Annotated in this window: 13 protein-coding genes; 7 read left to right on the forward strand and 6 right to left on the reverse strand. The window is 70.3% G+C overall.

Features of this window, described 5'->3' with window-relative positions; translation table 11 throughout:
• Positions 1-29: 29 nt before the first annotated feature.
• The 5 genes from mptB to FXO23_RS38770 all read right to left on the reverse strand — a co-directional run bounded on the left by mptB (position 30) and on the right by FXO23_RS38770 (position 7,103).
• Positions 30-1,655 (reverse strand): polyprenol phosphomannose-dependent alpha 1,6 mannosyltransferase MptB, encoded by a 1,626-nt coding sequence (mptB, locus tag FXO23_RS38750; RefSeq protein WP_179956992.1) that lies wholly within the window; start codon positions 1,653-1,655, stop codon positions 30-32.
• 98 nt (positions 1,656-1,753) lie between these two features.
• The gene (gene nikE, locus FXO23_RS38755) at positions 1,754-3,403 is read right to left on the reverse strand and encodes a nickel ABC transporter ATP-binding protein NikE (RefSeq protein ID WP_158891753.1); all 1,650 of its coding nucleotides are present in this window, start codon (positions 3,401-3,403) and stop codon (positions 1,754-1,756) included.
• Complete coding sequence (locus FXO23_RS38760; RefSeq protein WP_158891755.1) at positions 3,400-4,308, reverse strand: ABC transporter permease; 909 nt, start codon at positions 4,306-4,308, stop codon at positions 3,400-3,402. The genes nikE and FXO23_RS38760 overlap by 4 nt, the downstream gene beginning before the upstream one ends.
• Positions 4,305-5,336: an ABC transporter permease gene (locus FXO23_RS38765; protein WP_179956993.1), complete on the reverse strand. Its 1,032-nt coding sequence runs from the start codon at positions 5,334-5,336 to the stop codon at positions 4,305-4,307. The genes FXO23_RS38760 and FXO23_RS38765 overlap by 4 nt, the downstream gene beginning before the upstream one ends.
• Before the next feature lie 12 nt (positions 5,337-5,348).
• On the reverse strand, positions 5,349-7,103 hold the full coding sequence (locus FXO23_RS38770) for an ABC transporter substrate-binding protein (RefSeq protein ID WP_158891807.1): 1,755 nt from the start codon (positions 7,101-7,103) through the stop codon (positions 5,349-5,351).
• Between the two features lie 335 nt (positions 7,104-7,438).
• Here FXO23_RS38770 and FXO23_RS38775 point away from each other — a divergent pair, with 335 nt between their 5' ends.
• From FXO23_RS38775 to FXO23_RS38795, 5 genes are all read left to right on the forward strand, one after another.
• A complete protein-coding gene (locus tag FXO23_RS38775; RefSeq protein WP_246258278.1) occupies positions 7,439-8,347 on the forward strand; it encodes an NAD-dependent epimerase/dehydratase family protein in 909 nt (302 codons plus the stop codon).
• Between the two features lie 55 nt (positions 8,348-8,402).
• Positions 8,403-9,230, forward strand: coding sequence for a M55 family metallopeptidase (locus tag FXO23_RS38780; protein WP_158891760.1), 828 nt, complete (start codon positions 8,403-8,405; stop codon positions 9,228-9,230).
• A complete protein-coding gene (locus FXO23_RS38785) occupies positions 9,223-10,518 on the forward strand; it encodes a M20/M25/M40 family metallo-hydrolase (protein ID WP_158891762.1) in 1,296 nt (431 codons plus the stop codon). Before FXO23_RS38780 ends, FXO23_RS38785 begins: the two co-directional genes overlap by 8 nt.
• A 66-nt stretch (positions 10,519-10,584) precedes the next feature.
• Positions 10,585-10,872 (forward strand): hypothetical protein, encoded by a 288-nt coding sequence (locus FXO23_RS38790; protein ID WP_158891764.1) that lies wholly within the window; start codon positions 10,585-10,587, stop codon positions 10,870-10,872.
• A gap of 49 nt (positions 10,873-10,921) precedes the next feature.
• Positions 10,922-12,061: an epoxide hydrolase family protein gene (locus FXO23_RS38795; RefSeq protein WP_158891766.1), complete on the forward strand. Its 1,140-nt coding sequence runs from the start codon at positions 10,922-10,924 to the stop codon at positions 12,059-12,061.
• Between the two features lie 69 nt (positions 12,062-12,130).
• Here FXO23_RS38795 and FXO23_RS38800 read toward each other — a convergent pair whose 3' ends face one another.
• Entirely contained in the window at positions 12,131-12,736 is a 606-nt protein-coding gene (locus FXO23_RS38800; RefSeq protein ID WP_158891768.1) for an NADPH-dependent FMN reductase, read from the reverse strand.
• 101 nt (positions 12,737-12,837) lie between these two features.
• Here FXO23_RS38800 and FXO23_RS38805 point away from each other — a divergent pair, with 101 nt between their 5' ends.
• Positions 12,838-13,695 carry a helix-turn-helix domain-containing protein gene (locus FXO23_RS38805; protein ID WP_158891770.1) on the forward strand — a complete coding sequence of 286 codons (858 nt, stop codon included), beginning with the start codon at positions 12,838-12,840 and terminating at the stop codon, positions 13,693-13,695.
• A gap of 240 nt (positions 13,696-13,935) precedes the next feature.
• On the forward strand, positions 13,936-18,201 hold the full coding sequence (locus FXO23_RS38810) for a GH92 family glycosyl hydrolase (protein WP_179956994.1): 4,266 nt from the start codon (positions 13,936-13,938) through the stop codon (positions 18,199-18,201).
• Positions 18,202-18,227 lie beyond the last annotated feature (26 nt).

Consider the following 18,227-nt stretch of genomic DNA (forward strand, 5'->3'; position numbering starts at 1 on the left):
CGTGGGCCCGGTTCACCCTGGGCGGACGGCTAGACCTGTTGGCGCGCCCCGGTTTTCCCGTCTCCGGCCTTCGGCGGTGCGGTGGTCGCGGCGACCTGTTTGCGCCAGGCGGCGATCAGGCCGAGCGGATCCGGGCGCAGCAGGGACGCGGCGCCGTACAGGCTCGCGGCGACGACCAGGGCGATGAACCACCAGTCGTACAGCGCCTGCTCGCCGGTCGGGTAGTACACCAGGACCAGGAACACCGACACCGCCACCACGATCGCGAGGTGCCGGCGCCGCCAGGCGAACGCCGACAGGATCACGAAGCCCCAGGTCAGGTACCACGGCAGGGTGGGCGGCAGCAGGATCGCGAAGGCCAGGGTGGTCACCGCCATCCGGAAGATCGCCTCGTTGCCGCCGTGCCGGGACAGCCACCACTGCCGGATCCCGAACACCGCGAACACGCCGTAGGCGATCGCCCGGGCCACGGTCACGAACGGCGAGGACTCCACCGGCAGCACGAGGTGCACGATGTTGTAGAAGATCTCGCCGATGCCGGTCGGGAAGTTCAGCCAGTTGGCGATCAGGCTCGGCGCCTGCATGCCCCCGATCAGGCCCAGCGGGTTCAGCGTGCCGAGCGAGAGCCAGATGCCCGCGAAGAACACCACGCCGAAGATCGCCAGCGACGGCACCACGGCCCGGACGAACCGGCGGAAGAGGCTGCCGTCGGGCAGGTGGTTCGCCCAGACCCACACCAGGAAGGGCAGGGCCAGGCACGCCGTCGGCTTGATCAGGGTGCCGATCGTGACCAGCAGGATCGCCAGCGCGTGCTTGCGTTCCAGCGCGGCGAGCACGCCGGTGGTCAGGAAACCGAGCATCAGCAGGTCGTTGTGCGGACCGCCGACGAGGTGGATGACCATCATCGGGCTGGCGATGGCCAGCCACATGGTGATCGGCAGGCGGCCGCCGAGGTGGCGGACCAGCCGGGGCAGGGCGAACAGCATCCCGGCGAGCCCGAGCATGATCACCAGCCGGGTGGCGATCACCCCGGCGATCATGTTGTTGCCGGTGATCGACACGATCGTCTTGGCCACCAGCAGGTACAGCGGGCCGTAGGGGGCGGGCGTGGTCTGCCACAGCGGATGCACGTTCTGCACCACGTCCGGCAGGACCTCGAGCTCCGCGGGCCCGTGCGCGTACGGGTCCAGGCCGTACAGCAGTTGCGCGCCCTGGCCCAGGTAGGAGAACACGTCCCGGGTGAACAGCGGCGGCGACACCAGCAGCGGCGCCATCCAGCAGGCCGCGGCGATCAGGATCGGCCGGGTGCCGATCCGCCCGGCCAGGACGTAGCGGCCCAGCCGCACCCACGCCCACACCACCAGCGCGAAGCCGAGGTACAGCACCGCGTTCGCCAGCACGCGCCCGTGCCCGTACCGGATCCAGGACAGCGCGCCGTGCCCGAGCACCGGGTCCCGGATGAGGATTCCGCCGGCGCCGAGGCCGCCGAGCAACAGCAGCGTGCTGCCGATGGTGCCCATCGCGATCGTGCGGTACGGGAAGCGCGAGGGCACCCGGACGCGGTCGACCGGATCACCGGCCGGGCGCGCCTGCGTGGTGGACGCATCGGGGCCGCTGCTCGCGGCTCCCGGTGCGGGGTCAGTCGTGGTTGCCATGTCGTCCAAGGAGATTACACACCGCGCTCATCTGGACTCGCGGCAGCGGCCGGTTTTGGCCATCGGCTCGCCGGACCGGTTGCGGTTTCACCGTTTCTTCACGCCGCGCCCCGGCTGATGCCGCCGGGCAGCGCCGCGAGCAGTGACTTGGTGTAGTCGTGTTTCGGGTCGAGCAGCACCTCCTCGACGGTACCCACCTCGACCAGCTCACCGCGGTACATCACCGCCACCCGGTCCGCGATGTTCCACGCGAGGCCGAGATCGTGCGTGATCACCAGTCCCGCGAGGCCCAGTCCGCGCCGCAGGCGGAGCAGCAGCCCGAGGATCTCGCCGCGCACCGAGGCGTCCAGCGACGCGACCGGCTCGTCGGCGACCAGCACGCTCGGCTGTAGCGCGAGCGCTCCGGCGATCACCACGCGTTGCCGCTGTCCACCGGACAGCTCGTGCGGCAGCCGGGAGAGGAACGACTCCGCGGGCCGCAGTTCGGCGGACTCCAGCGCCTCGGTGACGATCCCCCGCTCGTCACCGGCCAGGCCGTGGATGCGGGGTCCCTCGGCGACGGCCTCGTACACGGTGTGCCGCGGGTTCAGCGCGCTGGTGGGGTCCTGCAGCACGAGTTGCACCTGCCGCCGGTACGCCTTCAGCCCGGCCCCGGTCATCGGCACCGGCTTCCCCGCGAACCGCACCGCGCCCGAGGTGGGCTTCTGCAACCCGAGCAGGGTGCGGGCCAGCGTGGTCTTGCCGGAGCCGGACTGCCCGACCAGGGCGACGATCTCGTCGCGGTGCACCCGCAGGTCCACCCCGGCGACGGCGTGGATCCGCGCCCCGGTCCGGTCCCGGAAGGTGACGCGCAGGTCCTCGGCGGCCAGCAGGGCTTCGGGTTCGGCCGGGTCGCCGCGTTCCGGTTCGGGCGGGAGCGGGGTGCTGGTCGCGGGCGCGTACCGCGAGACCGGGTCGCCCACGGTCGGGAACGCCGCGGCCAGCGCGCGGGTGTGCTCGTGCTCCGGGGAGGCCATCAGCTCGGCACTCGGCCGTTCCTCGACGACCTCGCCGCGGTACATCACCGCGATCCGGGCGCAGGTGGCCGCGAGCACGGACAGGTCGTGGCTGATCATGAGCAGCCCGATGTCGCGTTCGGCGACCAGCTGGCTCATCAGGCGGAGCACCTGCGCCTGGACGATGACGTCCAGGGCCGTGGTCGGTTCGTCGGCGATGATCAGCCGCGGCCGGCAGGCGAGCGCCATCGCGATCATCACCCGCTGCTTCTGCCCGCCGGACAGCTCGTGCGGGTAGGCGTTGGCCCGGGACGGCGGCAGGTCGACCTGCTCGAGCAGTTCCGCCACGCGGGCCTTGACCCGCGGTTCCGGCGGCGCCTTGCCGTCCGGCGCGTGCAGCCGGATCGGCTCGGCGATCTGCTCGCCGATCTTGCGCACCGGGTTCAGCGCGTGCATGGCGCCCTGGAAGACCACCGACGCCTCGGCCCAGCGCACCGCGCGCAGCCGGCCCCAGCGCATGGTCCGCACGTCCTCGCCGTCGAGCAGGATCTCACCGGAGACGGTGGCCGCCGACGGCAGCAGGCGCAGCGCGCTCATCGCCATGGTCGACTTGCCGGAGCCGGACTCCCCCGCGACCCCGAGCGTTTCCCCGGGGGCGAGGGTCAGGTTCACGTCGTGCACCGCGGGCACTTCCCCGCTGCGCGTGCGGTAGGTGACGCCGAGGTTCTTCAGTTCCAGCAACGGGGTGGTCACGAGTGCTCCCCCTTGAGTCGTGGGTTGAGCACGGTTTCCAGCGCGCGGCCGACCAGGGTGAAGCACAGCACGATCACCACGATCGAGAGGCCCGGTGGCAGCAGGTACCACCACGCGCCCTTGCTGACCGCGCCCGAGCTCACCGCGGTCGCCAGCATGGAGCCCCAGGACACCGCGGTCGGGTCGCCCAGGCCGAGGAAGGACAGCGTGGACTCGGCGATGATCGAGTTGCCGACGACCAGTGTGGTGTTCGCCAGCACCAGCGGCATCACACCGGGCAGCACGTGTTTCCCGACGATGTGCCGGTGGCCGCCGCCGAGCGCCTTGGCGCGCTCGATGTACGGCCGGCTCTCGATGGTCAGCGTCTGCGCGCGGACCAGGCGCGCGGTGCTCGGCCACGAGGTGAGCCCGATGGCCACGATGATCGTGCCGAGCCCGTGCGGCAGCACGGTGGACAGCGCGATCGCCAGCACCAGCGAGGGCAGCACGAGGAAGAAGTCGGTGAAGCGCAACAGGATCGCCGACACCCAGCCACCGAAGTGGGCCGCCGTGATGCCCACCAGCGTGCCGATCACCACGGACAGCACGGTCGCCGCGAAACCGACGAGCAGGGAGACCCGGGCGCCCCAGAACGTCAGCAGCAGGACCGAGCGGCCGTCCGGATCGGTGCCGAGCAGGAAGTCGCCACCGGGCGCCGCCAGCGGTTTCCCGGTCGCCTTGGTGACGTCGAGCCCGGACGAGTCGGTGATCAGCGGGGCCAGCAACGCCAGCACCACGATCAGCCCGAGCAGGAACAGCCCGGCCAGCCCGCCCCGGTTCGTCGCGAACTCCCGCCAGGTCTGCCCGATCGCGGCCGCGCGGCGTTGCCAGGCGATCGCCCGCGCGCCGGTCGCCTGCGCGGTCATTGCGTGCGCACCCGCGGGTCGAGCACGCGGTAGAGCAGTTCCGCGAGCAGGTTCATCACGATCACCGAACCGGCGAGAACCAAGAAGACTCCTTGCAGCATCGGCAGGTCGGGCCCGCGCAGTGCCTCGTAGGTGAGCAGGCCCAGCCCGGGCCAGGAGAACACGGTTTCCACGGTGACCGTGCCGGACACGACCAGGCCGAACTGGAGGAAGATCAGGGTGGCCGTGGGCAGCAGCGCGTTGGGCACCGCGTGGCGCCGCCGGACCAGATCGTCCCGCAGCCCCTTGGCGCGCGCGGTCACCAGGTACTCCGCGTTCATCTCGCCGAGCAGCGAGGACCGCATCACCAGCATGTACTGCGCGTAGATCACCGCGAGCAGGGTGACGCAGGGCAGCGCCAGGTGGTGCAGCACGTCCAGGCTCTGGGCGAAGAACCCGTCCGGGATGTCCGCCGACCGCATGCCCCGGCTCGGGAAGAGCCCCGAGGTGGCGGTCAGCAGCAGGATGCCCAGCCAGAACTGGGGCATCGACCAGAACGTCAGCGCGATCCCGGTCTGCGTGCGGTCGAACAGGCTGCCGCGCCGCCAGGCCGCCCGCACGCCCAGCCACAGGCCGAGCAGCACGGCGAGAATGGTCGCCGTGCCGACCAGCAGGATGGTCGGCCAGAACCGTTCGCCGATCAGGTCGACGACCGGTCGCGTGTAGACGTAGGAGTCACCGAGGTCCCCGCGCAGCAGCCCGCCGATGTAGTCGACGAACTGCTGTGCCAGAGGTTTGTCCACGCCGTACTTCTCGCGCAGCTGGGCCAGCTGTTCCGGGCTGGTCGGCCGGTCGCGGGTCATCGTCGCGACCGGATCGCCGGGAATCATGCGGAACAGCAGGAACCCCAGCACCACGACCAGGACCAGGCTGCCCAGCCCCTCCGCGATCTTGGTCAGGACGAACCTGGCCGTGCCGGTACCACCTCGCCGCTCGTCCGGGTCGCCCAGTGCGTCCGGTTGCTCGAGCGAGCTCGAAATCTCGGTCAACCCCTTGCGCCCCTACTCCCGATCGTCCGCGGACTTGCCGCGCCGGGCCGCGAACACGCCACCGGCCACCAGGATCACGACGGCGGCGACGCCGATGCCGATCCACAGGCCGGTGTTGCTCCCGCCGCCCGCGCCGGAGCCCTCTTCGGCCGGGGTCGCGCCGTACATGCTCCAGTAGCCGAGCTGTTCCACGATCGGGCCGCCGGACTTCGGCTGCTTGGTGAACTCGGCGAACTTGTCCGACCGGTAGGCCTCCAGCACGTTGTCGTACTCGATGACGACACTCGGCGCCTGGTCGTTGTAGCGCTGCTGGGCCCGCTTGGCGATGGCCGCCCGCTTGTCCGGCTCGATCTCGACGATCTGCTGCTGGTAGAGGTTGTCGAACTCGGGGTCGCAGAACAGCGAGGCGCTGCTGCCGCCGCCGGAGGCCGTGGGCAGCTTCGCACAGGTCTGCTTGGCCAGCGTGTAGTCCGGGTCCGGGTTGGTCGCGTAGCCGGAGAAGGCCAGGTCGTACTGACCGGCGTTGGTCTTCTCGTCCACCTCGTTGTCCGAGACGAGTTGCTTGGTGACCTTGATGCCGATCTCGCCCAGCCAGCCGGTCACGTAGTCCGCGGCGCGCTGGGCGAAGTTCTCGCTGGCCCGGCCGACCAGCCGGAACTCGAGGCGCTTGCCGTCCGGGGAGACCCGGACGCCGTCCGCGCCCTTGGGGTATCCGGCCTGATCCAGCGCCCGGCTGGCCGCGGCCAGGTCGAACGGAGCCTTGCCCGATTCCTCCGGGGACAGGTGGTACTTGGCGAACACCGGCGGGATCAATCCGGTGGCCACCTCGCCGTAACCGCCGAGGACCTTGTCCACGATGGTCTTGCTGTCGATGGCCTGGGCGATCGCCTTGCGCACCCGGACGTCCTTGAGCACCGGGCTGCCGTCGCCGATGGGCTGGCGGTCGACGTTCTGCGCGCCCGGGTTGATCAGCATCTCGCGGTACCGGCGGCCGGGCGCCTTGTTGGTCGTGATGCCGCTCTTGTTCTGCAGCGACTCGAACTGGGCCGGGGTCAGCCGGTTGACGACGTCCACCTCGCCGTTGTTCAGCGCGTTGACCGCGGCGTCGGCGTTGTCGTACTTGATGAACTGCAGCTCGTCGATCTTCGCCCGGCCCCGCCAGTAGTCCGGGTTGGCCTTGAGCTTGACGACCTCGTTCGGGCGATACTCGGTGATCAGGAACGGGCCGTCACCGATCCCGACGACCTCGGGCGTGTCGGTCTTCGGGTCGGCCATGTCCTGGATGCCGCTCCAGACGTGCTCCGGCACGATCGGCACGTCCAGCGAGGTCAGCGTCGACTGCGGCTGCTTGGTCTTGATGACCAGCGTCCGGTCGTCGGGCGCGGTGACCGTGTCGAAGCCGGTGACGTAGTTGCCGTTCGCCTCGGCGGCCTTCTCGTCGGTCATGATCCGGTTGAACGTGTAGGCCGCGTCCTTGGCGGTGACCGGCTTCCCGTCGGACCACTTCACGCCCTGCCGGATGGTGAAGGTCCAGGTCAGCTTGTCCGGCGAGGTGTCCCACTTCTCGGCCAGCCCGCCGGTCGGCGTCGCGTCCTCGGCCGAGGGCAGGGTGAGGAACTCGTAGGCCATGCGGCCGATCATCGAGCTGGACGCGAACCCGGCGGTGAACGGGTTGAGGTGATCGATCTGCTGCACGAGCGCCACCCGCAGCGTCTTCCCTCCCTGCCCCTGCGCCGACCCGGGGACCGCGAACGGCCCCACCGCCATCGTCACCGCGGCCAGGATCACGACGGCTCTTTGGCCGCCCCGCCTGCTGGTGAAACGCACTTGACCACCCCTAATCAGCTCAAAACGGGCTCGCCCCAGCTCGCCCTGAGGCGGAAAACTAAACACATACCCGAGGAAGGGCGCAATATATCCCCACCGCAGTAGGTGCCTATTCGTTGCCTTCCCGTGGCAGCACGTTCACCCATGGTCTAGACCTTGTTGCGTTACGTCACCCAACTTCCGCCTCCGCTGTCACATCCCGGGCCGGAATCTCGTCCGCTGAACAGATCGTCAATCGAGTTCAGCGGGTCGGAGGCAGGGAAATGAAGGTCGTATTGGCTGGAGCGACGGGGACCCTGGGCAGCGCGCTGCTCCCCCGCCTCGTCGAGGCGGGACATTCGGTCGTGGCGCTCACCCGGTCCGCGGGCGGCGCCCGGCGGGTCGCCGACGCGGGCGCCGAGGCCGTGCTCGCCGACGTGCTGGACGAACCCGGCCTGCTCACGGCGCTCCGGGGCCACCGGGCGGACGCGGTGATCCACCAGGCCACCGCGCTCACCCGGACCCCGGTGGCGCACCGGCACCTCCACGCCACCGACGAACTGCGCGACACCGGCACCGCGCACCTGCTCCGGGCGGCCGAGCAGGTGGGCGCGACCCGGTTCGTCACCCAGTCCTTCTTCCTCGGCTACGGCTACCGCGACCACGGCGACGGCTGGGTGACCGAGGACCAGCCCTTCGGCGAGCTCGCGGGCGACGAGTTCGACGTCCACCTGCGCTCGATGCGGTCCAATGAGGACCAGGTGTTCTCCGCCGACGGGATCGAAGGCATCGCCCTGCGGTACGGCCTCTTCTACGGGCCCGAGCCGGGCACGCGCAAGCTGATGGACCAGGCGCGCAAGCGGATGCTGCCGGTGCCCCGGCCCTCCGGGGTCACCTCGCCCGTGCACATCGAGGACGCCGCGGCGGCCACGGTCGCCGCCCTCGAGCGCGGCCGCGGCGGTCAGGCCTACAACGTCGTCGACGACCATCCGCTCGGCTTCGACGAGTACGTCACCGCGCTCGCGGCCGCCGCCGGTGCGCCCGCCCCGCGCCGGGTGCCGGCCTGGCTGCTCCGCACCACCCCGTACCTGCACGCGCTCATGGTCGGCACCCGCATCCGGCTGTCCAACGCGAAGGCGAAGCGGGAGCTGGGCTGGGCACCGCGGTTCCCGTCCTGCCACGAAGGCCTGGCCGCGGTCGGCTAGCTCAAGGTTCAGACCACTTGCCGCGCGATGACACCCGAGACGCTACGGTCGGAGCATGCGGATCATGGTCTCGGCGGATATGGAGGGCGCCACCGGCGTCACCTGGACCGACGACGTCGTACCGGGGACCGAGCAGTGGCAGCGCTTCCGCAAGCTGTTCACCGGGGACGTCAACGCGACCATCGCCGGGCTCTTCGACGGCGGCGCGACCGACGTGCTGGTGAACGAGGCGCATTCCTCGCAGCGCAACCTGCTGCTGGAGGACCTCGACCCGCGGGCGCGGATGCTCACCGGCCGCCACAAACCGCTGTCGATGATGCAGGGCATCGATTCCGGTGTGGACGGCGTGGTCTTCCTCGGCTACCACGCCGGCGCCGGGTTCGACGGCGTCCTCTCGCACACCTACCTGGAGAACCAGATCACCGGTGTCTGGCTGGACGGGGTGCCCGCCAGCGAGGGCCGCCTGAACGCGGGCCTGGCCGCCGAGTACGGCGTTCCGGTGCTCGTGGTGACCGGCGACGACCTGGCCTGCGAGGACGCCCGCGACTACGCGCCGCGGGCGAAACTGGTCGCGGTCAAGGAATGCGTGAGCCGGTACGCGGCGATCTGCCTGCCCCCGGCCCGCACCGCCGAACTGCTCACCACCGCGGCCGCCGAGGGGATGGCCCGCGCGGGCCGCGGCGCCCCGGCCGAGGGCGCGCACCGCATCGAGGTCGAGTTCGACGCCAGCCACCTCGCGCAGGCGACCGCGGTGATCCCCACGGTCGAGCAGATCGACGTCCGCCGGGTCGGGTTCGACGCGGCGACCATGACCGAGGCGATGAAGGCGTTCAAGGTGGTCACCGCGATCGCGGCCGGTGCAGTGCAGGGGAAATATGGCTGACGCAGACGTAGTCGAACTGTGCGCGTCGCTGGTGCGCTTCGACACCACGAACCGCGGCAACGGCGACTCCGCGGGCGAACGGGACGCGGCGGAGTTCGTCGCGGGCGTGCTCGCCGATGCCGGGGTGGAGTCGAAGATCATCGAGAGCGCTCCCCGGCGCGCCAACGTCATTGCGCGGATTCCCGGTCGCGATCCCAGCCTGCCCGCGCTGCTGCTGCAGGGACATCTGGACGTGGTGCCCGCCGAGGCGAGCGACTGGTCGGTGCCGCCGTTCTCCGGTGAGATCCGGGACGGGTACCTGTGGGGCCGGGGCGCGGTCGACATGAAGGACTTCTGCGCGATGGTGCTCGCGGTCGTCGCGTCCGGCCTGCGGCCGCGGCGCGACCTCGTGCTCGCCTTCGTCGCCGACGAGGAGGACCGCGGCGAATACGGCGCGCACTGGCTGGCCGCCGAGCACCGGTCCCTGTTCGAGGGGTGCGCGGCCGCGATCAGCGAATCCGGCGGGTACACCTACCACGTGCCCGCCGCCGACGGCCGGACCGTCCGGTTGTACCCGGTGGCCACCGCCGAGCGCGGCACCGCGCACCTGCGGCTGACCGCCCGCGGCCGGGCGGGGCACGGTTCGCGGCCCAACGACGAGAACGCGGTGATCCGGCTCGTCGGGGCACTGCACCGGATCGCCGAGCACCGGTGGCCGATTCGGCTCACGCCGGCGGTCGAGGCGTTCCTGCGCCGCACCGGCGAAGCGCTGGGGGTGCCGGTCGACCTCACCGACGTCGACGCCACCGTCGACCGCCTGGGCCCGGCGGGCGCGCTGGTGCGGCCGACGATCCGCAACAGCACTACCCCGACCATGCTCGACGCGGGCTACAAGGTGAACGTCATCCCGACCCTCGCGCAGGCGCAGGTGGACACCCGCGTGCTGCCCGGCACGCTGGACGAGCTGCTGGCCGAGGTCGACGCGCTGCTCGGCGCGGGGGTGGACCGCGAGTTCGTCGCCAACCAGCCCGCGGTGCAGGCCCCGGTGGACTCGCCGTGGTTCACCGCCATGGCCGACGCGTTGCGCGCCGAGGACCCCGAAGCCGTCGTGGTGCCCTACTGCCTCGGCGGCGGCACGGACGCGAAGGCGTTCAGCCCGCTGGGCATCCAGTGCTACGGCTTCTCCCCGCTGCTGCTGCCCGAGGGCTTCCCGTACCGGGCGATGGCACACGGCGTGGACGAACGGGTCCCGGTCGACGGGTTGCGGTTCGGGGTACGTGTGCTGGAGCGGTTTCTGGCGAACTGCTGAACTTCTTGTGAAGAGATCTCCATCTGGGTGTGGTGCGGATCTCCATCCGTGGACGATCCTCGACACATGCAGGCGAAGGGGCCTAGTGGACAGGTAACGACTTCGGTGCGCATCGCGGCGCCCGAAGAGCGGGTGGTCGGGCATTGGATGGCCGAGCAGCTGGGCATGACCCAACGCGCCAAGCACTTCGTACTCCGCTCCGCGCCACCGGAAGCCGACCGCGACGGCTGGCCGGTCGGTTATTTGTCCGACTGCGGCGCCCTGTGCATTCCCGCCGACAAGAAGTACCTGGCCGCGCTCCCGTTCTGCCCCTACTGCCGCGCGAAGCACGCGAACTCGGTGGAGTGCTGCTGAGCGGACTGGCACACTTCCCGGTAGGAACGATCTTCTGGGGAGCGAAGCGATGGAGCCGTTCACCTTGCACGTGCCCGATTCCGTGCTGTCGGATCTCCGGGATCGGCTCGTGGCGACCCGCTGGCCGGGTGCCTTTCCCGAACCGGGCTGGGGCTACGGCACCGACGCCGCCTACCTGCGCGAACTGGTCGAGTACTGGCTCTCCTCGTTCGACTGGCGGGCCCAGGAGGAACGGCTCAACGGCCTGTCGCACCACCGCGTCACCGTCGACGGCACCGGCGTGCACTTCGTCTGGGAACGTGGCGACGGCCCGAACCCGCTGCCGCTGATCCTCACCCACGGGTGGCCGAGTACGTTCGCCGAACTGGAACGGGTCATTCCGCTGCTGACCCACCCCGAGGATCCCGCCGACGCGTTCGACGTGGTGGTGCCCTCGCTGCCCGGCTTCGGTTTCTCCGGCAAACCAGCCGAGCCCGGCATCTTCAACTCGGCCGGGATCGCCCGGTTGTGGACGAGCCTGATGCGCGACCACCTCGGCTACGAACGGTTCGCCGCGGCGGGCGGCGATCTCGGCAGTTACGTCACCTCCCGCCTGGGCATGCACCACGCGGAGAACGTGGTGGGCATCCACATCGACCCGATCGCGCTGGTCGAGCGCCCGCTCGTCGATCCCGCGGAGGGAACCGACGAGGAGAAGGCGTTCTACGCGGGACTCCTGGCGTGGGTCGAGGAGGAAGGCGCCTACAGCCGGTTCCAAGCCACCAAACCCAGCACGCTGACGTTCGGGCTGAACGACTCGCCGGCCGGGCTCGCGAGCTACATCGTGGAGAAGTTCCGCGCCTGGAGCGACTGCGGCGGAGACGTGGAACGGCGGTTCGGCAAAGACCAGTTGCTGACCACGGTCACCCTGTACTGGGCGACCGGCACGATCGGCTCGTCGTTCCTGCCGTACTACGACGCGAAACACCACGCCCCCGCCGATCCGACCTTCGTCGAGGTGCCGACGGCCGTCGCGCTCTGGCCGGGCGACCCGATCATGTCGAACCCGTTCCCGCCGAGGAGTTACGCGGAGCGCGGGTTCAATGTGCGGCGCTGGACGGAAATGCCGTGCGGCGGGCATTTCTACGCCAGCGAGGAGCCGGAACTGCTCGCCCAGGACCTGCGCGAATTCTTCCGGCCCCTGCGCTAGCTACCCGAAGGCGACGACCGCGGCGCTGGGGCAACCCACGATCTCGTGACCGCCACTCCGTCGGCTGAACTAGCCCGCCACCTGGTACGGGTTCTCGGCTTGGGCGTGGTACAGCGCGGTGGCCCACCACACGAGCTGGTCGAGCATGATCTTCGCGGCCCCCTGCGGGCCTTCCGGTTCGACGAGCCGCCCTTCGGCGTCGAAGAGTTCCCAGTAGTTGGCGAAGCTGACCGTGTCCCGCACGCCGACCGCGTGCATTTCGGCGAACACCAGCCGCAGCTGCTCGACGGCGCGGATCCCGCCGCCCAGCCCGCCGTACGAGACGAATCCGACCGGTTTGGCTTGCCACTGGGTGAAATGCCAGTCGATCAGGGCCTTGATCGACGCGGGGAAGCTGTGGTTGTACTCCGGGGTCACCACGACGAACGCGTCCGCCGCCGCGAGTGTCGCCGTCACCTCGGCCATTCCGGCCGGGCGGGGGTAGTTGGCCTCGTTTTTCGGGGAGACCGGCGGGAGCGCGAGCGGAAGGGGTGTTTCGGCGAGATCGATGACGTCCACGGCGAACTGCCCGTGCTGCCGGGCTTCCTCGCGGAACCAGCGCGCGACCGCCGGGCCGAACCGGCCTTCCCGGACGCTGGCGACGATCACGGCGAGCTGAAGGGTGCGATTGCTCATGGCTTTCACCCTGCGTGGGCGGACGGCGGGGAGGAAGGCCGCGTTGAGGCTGGCCCCGGCAGGGCCACGCTCCGACTCGGACGAGCAGGTAGGTTCGGGATGTGAGCGACAACGAGCTGGGTGTCTTCCTGCGCACGCGCCGGGAGGCCGTCACGCCCGCCGAGGTGGGGTTGCCCACCGGGCCGCGGCGCCGCACGCCCGGCCTGCGCCGCGCCGAACTGGCCACGCTCGCCGGGATCAGCGTCGACTACCTCACGCGGCTGGAGCAGGGGCGTGATCGCCACCCGTCCGCCCAGGTGCTGGCGGTGCTCGGGGACGCGCTACGGCTGTCGTTCGACGAGCGTGTGCACCTCCGCCGCCTGTCGAAGGCGGCGGGCGGCGCCGCGTTGTGCCCCACGGTCACGCCACCGGCCCGCTCGGTCCGCCCGGCCGTGCGGGCGATGCTCGACCGGTTCGGTCCCGGACCGGCCGTCCTGCTCAACCGGATCAACGACGTGCTCGCCTACACCGCGGGATACGAGAAACTCGCCGGGCCGGTGGGCCTGCTCGACGACGCCGAGACGCCCAATCTGGCGCGGTTCGTGTTCACCGACGACCGCGCCCGCGCCCTGTATCCCGAATGGGACCGGGTCGCCGACGAACAGGTCGCCCATCTGAAGGCCGAGTCCGTGCTGCCCGACGCGCACATCACCCAGCTCGCCGACGAGCTGACCGTGATCGCGGGCGCCGCGTTCGCCGATCGGTGGCGGGCGCCGAACCTGCTCCCCCGGCGCACCGGCGTCGAACGCTGGGCCCATCCCGCGGCGGGCGCGCTGCGGCTGTCCTACGAAACGCTCGAACTCCCCGAAGCCGACGCCCAGCGGATGCTGATCTACCTCCCCGCCGATGACGCCACCTCGGCCGCCCTGGACCGCCTCGCCGGCCGCCACCCGGGCGCCCTCCGCGCCGTGAACGGCTGATCGTCGTGAGTGGTTGGACCGGTTCTCACCGGCCTGACCGCTCACGACTCCGGGGCGGACCGGTTGGGAATTGTCCGATTCAGGCCAGGTTTCCGCGTCGATCTTGACATCGATGTCACGGCGAGTTGTGCTACCTGAGCGCCGACTCGCACCACCCGGTCCGGCGCGTGATCTGCGGTCCCCGCCAGGAACCTTGGAGCAACGATGCCCCGAAGCGCTCGACCCGTGGTGCGCCTGCTGATGTCCGTCGTTGTCACCGCGGCCGGTCTGGTCACGCTCCCGACGAGCGCCGCCGCCGATCCGGTCCCGGACTTCTACTCCTCGTTCGAGGCGAACGACCCGCAGCCGACCTGGGTCGACACCGTGGACACCGATCCGACGGGCAAGCCGCGCGCGGCGGGGGTGAACGGCGCCAACGGCACCGCGATTCCGGGGGACATCCGCGGCAAGGTCACCGAATCGGCCGCCAGCAACGAGAACACCGACGCGAACGAGATCGCGGCGAACCTCGTCGACGGTTCCCCCGAATCCAAGTGGCTCGCCTTCGCCCCGACCGGCTGGGCCCGGTTCACGCTTTCCGCGCCCACGGCGATCACCCACTACGCGGTCACCTCGGCCAACGACGCCCCCGAGCGCGACCCCAAGGACTGGGCCCTGCAGGGCTCCAACGACGGCACCACCTGGACCGATCTGGACAAGCGGACCGGCCAGTCCTTCGGCGCCCGGTTCGAGACCAAGGAGTACCAGATCCCGCCCACCGCGGCGTACCGCCACTACCGGATCGACGTGACCCGGAACAACGGCGGCCCGCTGCTCCAGCTCGCCGAACTGCTCCTGGCCAACGACGATCCCGCCCCGCCGCCGCTGCCGAACATGCGCAGCTACCCGGACAACGGCCCGGCCCGGGGCTACACGAACAAACCCCGCGCCGGGTACAGCGGGCTGCGTGCCTTCCACTACGGCGGCTCGCAACCCGGGCCGGGCCGCGGCTACTCCTTCAACAAGATCTTCGACGTCGACCTCCCGGTCGCCGCGAACACCGAACTGTCCTACAAGGTCTTCCCGGAGTTCATCAAGGACGACCTGAAGTACCCGAGCACGAACGTCGCGATCGACCTCGCGTTCACCGACGGCACCTACCTCAGCGACCTCGGCGCGCACGACCAGTACGGTTTCGGCCTCTCGCCGCGCGGGCAGGGCGCCGGAAAGGCGCTCTACACCAACCAGTGGAACCTGATCCGCTCGGCGATCGGCGGGGTCGCGACCGGCAAGCGGATCGACCGGATCCTGATCGGCTACGACAACCCGTCCGGCCCGGCGCAGCTCTCCGGCTGGGTGGACGACATCCGGATCGCCCCCGGCGCGACCCCCGCGGCGGCCACGAGCAAGCGGCCCTCCGAGCACGTGCTGACCACCCGCGGCACGCACGCCAACGGGACCTTCTCCCGCGGCAACAACTTCCCGGCCACCGCGGTCCCGCACGGGTTCAACTTCTGGACCCCGGTGACCAACGCCGGGTCGAGCAGCTGGCTCTACGACTACCACTCGGCCAACAACGCCCAGAACCGGCCGGCCCTGCAGGCGTTCAGCGCCAGTCACGAACCGAGCCCGTGGATGGGCGACCGGCAGAGCTTCCAGGTCATGCCCTCGCTCGCGGCGGGCGTGCCGGACGCCAACCGCGCCGCCCGCGCGCTCTCGTTCAGCCACGACAACGAAACCGCGAAACCCCACTACTACGGCGTGCGGTTCGACAACGGCATCCAGACCGAACTCGCTCCTGCCGACCACGCCGCGCTGTTCCGGTTCTCCTTCCCCGGCAACGAGAACAGCCTGATCTTCGACAACGTGAACAACCTCGGCGGGCTGACCCTGGACCCGGCGGCCGGGACGGTCACCGGATACTCCGACGCGAAGAGCGGGCTGTCCGCGGGCGCCGGGCGGCTGTTCGTCTACGCGACCTTCGACAAACCCGTTTCCGCCGGGAGCAAACTGCCCGGTGAGGGCCGCGACAACGTCCGCGGCTACCTGCGCTTCGACACCCGCGGCACGAAGACGGTGTCCATGCGGATCGCCACCTCGCTGATCAGCGTCGACCAGGCGAAGAAGAACCTCGACGCCGAAATCCCGCCGAACGCCTCCCTGGAATCCGTCCGCGACGCGGCGCAGCAGGCGTGGGACAAAGTCCTCGGCGTGATCGAGGTGGAAGGCGCGAGCGCCGACCAGCTCACCACCCTGTACTCGAACCTGTACCGCCTCTTCCTCTACCCGAACTCCGGCTTCGAGAACGTCGGCACCCCGCGAGAACCGTCCTACCGGTACGCCAGCCCGGTCTCCCCGAAGTCCGGAGTGGACAGTCCAACCCAGACCGGGTCGAAGGTCGTCGACGGGCAGATGTATGTGAACAACGGGTTCTGGGACACCTACCGGACCACCTGGCCCGCGTATGCGCTGTTCGCACCGGAGATGGCGGGCAAGATGATCGACGGGTTCGTCCAGCAGTACCGCGACGGCGGCTGGATCTCGCGCTGGTCCTCCCCCGGTTACGCCAACCTGATGGTGGGCACCAGTTCCGACGTCGCCTTCGCCGACGCCTACCTCAAGGGCGTGCGAAACTTCGACGTCAAGGCGGCCTACGACGCGGCCGTGAAGAACGCGACCGTGGTTCCGCCGAACGAGAGCGTCGGCCGCAAGGGCCTGGACAGCTCGGTGTTCCTCGGGTACACGCCGACCTCGACCAACGAGGGCATGTCCTGGGCGCTCGAGGGATACGTCAACGACTTCGGCATCGCGAACATGGCGAAGAAACTCGCCGACGAGGCCGCCCCGGGCGACCCGCGCAAACGGGAATACCAGGAGAACTACGAGTACTTCCGCAACCGCGCGCAGAACTACGTGCACACCTTCGATCCGAGCGTCGGGTTCTTCCAGGGCCGGGCCGCCGACGGGAAGTTCCGCTTCCCGGCCGGGCAGTACGACCCGCGCGTCTGGGGCTACGACTACACCGAGACTGACGGCTGGAACATGGCGTTCACCGTGCCGCAGGACGGGCAGGGCCTGGCCAACCTCTACGGCGGCAAGGCGAAACTGGCGAAGAAGCTGGACGAATTCTTCGCCACCCCGGAAACGGCGAACTTCCCCGGTTCCTACGGCGGCGCGATCCACGAGATGCGCGAGGCGCGGGATGTGCGGATGGGGCAGTACGGACATTCCAACCAGCCCTCGCACCACATCCCCTACATGTACGACTACGCCGGTCAGCCCGCGAAGGCGCAGGCCAAGGTGCGGGAGGCGCTGTCCCGGCTGTACGTCGGCAGCGAACTCGGCCAGGGCTACCCCGGCGACGAGGACAACGGCGAGATGTCGGCCTGGTACGTCTTCAGCGCGCTGGGCTTCTACCCGCTGCAGATGGGCAGCCCGGACTACGCGATCGGCTCACCGCTGTTCACCAAGGCGACGATCCACCTGGCGAACGGCAAGGATCTGACAATAAACGCGCCGAAGAACAACGCGAAGAACGTCTACGTGCAGGGCCTGAAGGTCAACGGCAAGCCCCACACCTCGACCTCCCTGCCGCACGATCTCTTGTCCGCGGGCGGCGTGCTGGACTTCGACATGGGCCCCAACCCGTCGAACTGGGGCACCGGACCGGCGGACGCCCCGGCGTCGATCACCCGGGGGGACGCGCCGCCGAGCCCGCTGCACGACCTCACCGGACCGGGCAAGGGCACCGCGACCGGCAGCGGCGACGTCACCCCGCTGTTCGACAACACCTCGGCGACCGAGGCCCGGCTCGACGGGGCGGCCCCGTGGGTGCAGTACCAGCTCGGCTCGTCCGGCGAGGCCGCCACGTTCTACACGGTCACCTCCCCCAAGGGGCCGGGCGAACCGCGCGCCTGGGTGCTCAAGGGCTCCTACGACGGGCAGCACTGGGCGGTGGCCGACGAACGCCACGACCAGACGTTCACCTGGCGCCAGCAGACCCGGGCGTTCCAGATCGCCACCCCGGCGCACTACACCTACTACCGGCTGGAGATGACCGGCGGCCCGGCCACCATCGCCGAGTTCGAACTGCTCGGCAAACCGGATCCGGCCTGCACGCGCACGATCACCGGCGAGCAGAGCGGCCCGCTCGTGGTGTCGCAGGGTGTGGTGTGCCTGCGGAACGCGGCCGTGCACGGTCCGGTGACCGTCGCCGCGGGCGCGTCCCTGGTGGCCGAGGGCGGTTCGGTGTCCGGCCCGGTGACCGCGACGAACGCGGGATCGGTGGTGCTCAACCGGACCGAGGTCACCGGCCCGGTGACGATCACCGGAGCGAGCGGGCCGGTCGCGATCGAGGCGGCGCGGATCCACGGACCGGTGGCGCTGACGAACAACCGCGGCCCGGTGATCGCCGGGAGCACGATCGACGGCCCGCTCAGCTGCGCCGGGAACCAGCCGCCACCGGTGGACCACACCCTGGCGAACTCGGTGCGCGGCCCCGCCGCCGGACAGTGCCAGGGGTGGTAGCCGCCTTCCAGCCGGGGAGGTCAGCG

Source organism: Amycolatopsis anabasis, assembly GCF_009765355.1.
GTDB lineage: Bacteria > Actinomycetota > Actinomycetes > Mycobacteriales > Pseudonocardiaceae > Amycolatopsis > Amycolatopsis anabasis.

What these genes read in the sequence shown, in the direction of transcription:
- FXO23_RS38810 (WP_179956994.1), top strand. Translation starts at nt 13,936, where the DNA reads ATGTCCGTCGTTGTCACCGCGGCCGGTCTGGTCACGCTCCCGACGAGC.
- FXO23_RS38785 (WP_158891762.1), top strand. Translation starts at nt 9,223, where the DNA reads ATGGCTGACGCAGACGTAGTCGAACTGTGCGCGTCGCTGGTGCGCTTC.
- FXO23_RS38780 (WP_158891760.1), top strand. Translation starts at nt 8,403, where the DNA reads ATGCGGATCATGGTCTCGGCGGATATGGAGGGCGCCACCGGCGTCACC.
- mptB (WP_179956992.1), bottom strand. Translation starts at nt 1,655, where the DNA reads ATGGCAACCACGACTGACCCCGCACCGGGAGCCGCGAGCAGCGGCCCC.
- FXO23_RS38790 (WP_158891764.1), top strand. Translation starts at nt 10,585, where the DNA reads ATGCAGGCGAAGGGGCCTAGTGGACAGGTAACGACTTCGGTGCGCATC.
- FXO23_RS38770 (WP_158891807.1), bottom strand. Translation starts at nt 7,103, where the DNA reads ATGGCGGTGGGGCCGTTCGCGGTCCCCGGGTCGGCGCAGGGGCAGGGA.
- FXO23_RS38800 (WP_158891768.1), bottom strand. Translation starts at nt 12,736, where the DNA reads ATGAGCAATCGCACCCTTCAGCTCGCCGTGATCGTCGCCAGCGTCCGG.
- FXO23_RS38795 (WP_158891766.1), top strand. Translation starts at nt 10,922, where the DNA reads ATGGAGCCGTTCACCTTGCACGTGCCCGATTCCGTGCTGTCGGATCTC.
- FXO23_RS38760 (WP_158891755.1), bottom strand. Translation starts at nt 4,308, where the DNA reads ATGACCGCGCAGGCGACCGGCGCGCGGGCGATCGCCTGGCAACGCCGC.